General features: G+C 65.7%; 1 protein-coding gene and 2 pseudogenes. 1 reads left to right on the top strand and 2 read right to left on the bottom strand.

The window, feature by feature from the left end:
• Positions 1 to 397, bottom strand: a pseudogene (locus ACLP9N_RS02605) (glycogen debranching enzyme); the annotation flags it as partial.
• A 712-nt stretch (positions 398 to 1,109) separates the two neighbouring features.
• Positions 1,110 to 1,808 (bottom strand): annotated as a pseudogene (locus ACLP9N_RS02600) (VIT1/CCC1 transporter family protein).
• 353 nt (positions 1,809 to 2,161) lie between these two features.
• On the opposite strand from ACLP9N_RS02600, the gene ACLP9N_RS02595 reads away from it, so the two are divergent.
• On the top strand, positions 2,162 to 2,594 hold a 433-nt coding region (locus ACLP9N_RS02595), incomplete at its 3' end, for a DUF5994 family protein (RefSeq protein WP_442405930.1).

The following is a 2,594-nucleotide window of genomic DNA, read 5'->3' as shown; positions in this document are numbered from 1 at the left end:
CGCCGAAGTTGTAGCCGAACAGTGACTGGTTCCAATCGAACGTGCCATCGATGGCCTTGGAGTAGGGGTCCAGCAGCAGTTTGTTCGGGTTGCACCGCTGACCGGCGCCGGGGTCGTGTGGCCCGTGCACCCGGTACCCGTACCGCTGGCCGGGTTCGATATTGGGCAGGAAACCGTGCCAGACGAAGGCGTCGACCTCCGGAAGCACGATCCTGGTTTCGGCGCCGTCCGCGTCGAACAGGCACAGCTCGATCCGCTCGGCCACCTCGCTGAACAGCGAGAAGTTCGTCCCGGATCCGTCGTAGGACGCCCCGAGCGGGTACGCATTACCCCGCCATACCTCGGTAACAACCGGGGCTGCCGCGCGATGGCGTCGTCGTCTAGGTCGGGTGGTCACATCGCAGACTCCCTTGTCGTGGTGCCCACAACAACGTAGCGAGTGACGGGCCATGGCGCGCGTCGCTGGCCCCATCAATTGCGACGGGACACTCAGTCAGCCGCCCGATGCCGACCTACGGTAGTACCTCAAGAATGCGCACGGCGATCCCGCCGAGGCGGTGAATCCGGTCGCCGCTTGACATAGGAGCAACTTTCGGGCGGGGTACGCCCGCCCGCACTACCCCTCGTGCACCAGCCAGACGACGCCCAACGGGGCAAGCGTCATACCTCGACGCTTGTTACAAGAAGCTGCAACGCTTGTGGCACGACGAGAGCTGCGCGTACCGGTGCGACGGCGCCGCAAACGTCTCGGAGGAGCCACCCAGCCGCCAGCGGCAGAGGCCCCGAATCGGTTGTGGGCCAGCAACGACGGCCGACCCATCAAGATTTTTCGATGACACGTACTCGCGAATGCCTGCTCAAGTCGAGATCACCGCGCCGACGACGTTGGAGTTCCAGATTGCTGTCGCGCCCGCCGGCGCTGTCGACGGTCATGGCGACGGACACGCCAGTCGCTGTGCCGGTTCATCGGCGGACTCCGTACCCGGGGTTAGGTTGTGCTGTGACGGATCTGCGTCCTTCACCTACGCGGTCAAGTCAGTGGCCGGTACCGACTTGCGGCAAAGCCCAGCGATGCCCTCTGGGACGGCTGTCCCCTCCGGCGGGTTGCTTTAGACGCCCGCCACGCCGAGCGGTTGTCCTATCCGGTAGGTGACCATCATCGCGATCGTTCTGCCGACCACGATGCGGAGTACCGCGCGGCGAGGGTCGGCGCCGCCCAAGCGCGCACTGATGGTGCCGGTCGGGGCCAGGGCGAGCAGCACCGCGGCGAAGGTGACCGGGATCCGGGGCGGAGCCAGCATCGCGATCAGCGGTAGCAACGCCCCGAGGGTGAACGAGACAGCGGAAGACAGCGCCGCCTGCCAGGGGTTGGTCAGGTCGTCGGGGTCGATGCCTAATTCGACATCCACGTACGCTCGCGAAGACATTGTGGGCCGTCAGCTCTTTCGCCACCGCACGGGCGGTGGCCGGACTGAGCCCCTTAGCCTTGTCGTCGAGTTCTTTGGCCGGGTTTCGGCGAGTTCTCGGCGTTCCATGGCCAGCAGTGCCTTTTCGGTGTCGCGTTGGGTGCTGACCGAGACGTATTCGCCCAGCGCCAGTGCTACTGCTCCCGCTACGAGCCCGGCGCTACCTGCGGCGAGCATCGGCCCGCGGTCAGTGGTCACTGCGGCCACACCGACGACGAGGCCGGCCACCGATACGATCCCGTCGTTGGCGCCTAATACACCGGCGCGCAACCAGTTCGACCGGGCCGCACCATTGGCGTGCGTGCTCGGTTGGATGCGTCGCCGCTGAGCCCGTCTGGGCATCGGGTGGGTCGGCATTCATTTCCGGGTCGGGGCTCACAGGCTCACAGCGTATTCGGCTCAGCGAACGTCGACTAGCAACCCAAGGCTTGGCAAAATACACATGCTGCAAGCCCAACTGTGTGCCAGATTTGAGTCGTCCGCATTCCATTCGTTGGGGACATTGAAAACCGCACTCTCTTCTTCGCCGTGTGGCCCCGTCCCCCCTTGTTCACTGCGCGCCCCCGCTGTGGTTACCTTGCCCGGGTAGCGTGCGGTTTGAGGTCGGTGTTCGGTTCGAGCGTCGGTCACCCGCTTGGTGTCTGGTCGGGCAAAGCCCACAGAGGACCTCGCCGGCCGGAAGGGACCCCAGTTTGATGAATGACGATCGGCGAGTCAGCCGGGGGGTAGTCGAGGCCGACAGCGCGCCGCGGTTGCAGCTCACGCCTAACTCGCTTGCCTCGACGTACGTCGACGGGGCATGGTGGCCGCGATCAACGCGGTTAGCTATCGAGCTGCCCGCCCTGGTTGCGGCGCTGTCCGATCGGCTGGGTCAGGTCACCGTAGTGGGCTACCACCTCAACGGGTGGTCGGAGACGCCGCCGCAAGTCCAGATCGCCGGCCAGACAGTCCATTTGCAGGGCTTCACCTCCGAGGAGCCGGCCAGTGTGATCCTGATCGGTCGCGACGGGCGTCGCATCACACTGCGCGTGATCGCGCCCGACGCCAGTGAACAGGTCGCCCGAGAAGAACTGGACGCGGCATCGAAACGCGCCGGCGGTGGTATCGCTGCGACCAGCGAGGCCGAGC

This window comes from Mycobacterium sp. (assembly GCF_052144515.1).
Lineage (GTDB): Bacteria > Actinomycetota > Actinomycetes > Mycobacteriales > Mycobacteriaceae > Mycobacterium.
The sequence above is the reverse complement of the archived record's forward strand: the minus strand, read 5'-3'. Positions and strand labels throughout refer to the sequence as shown.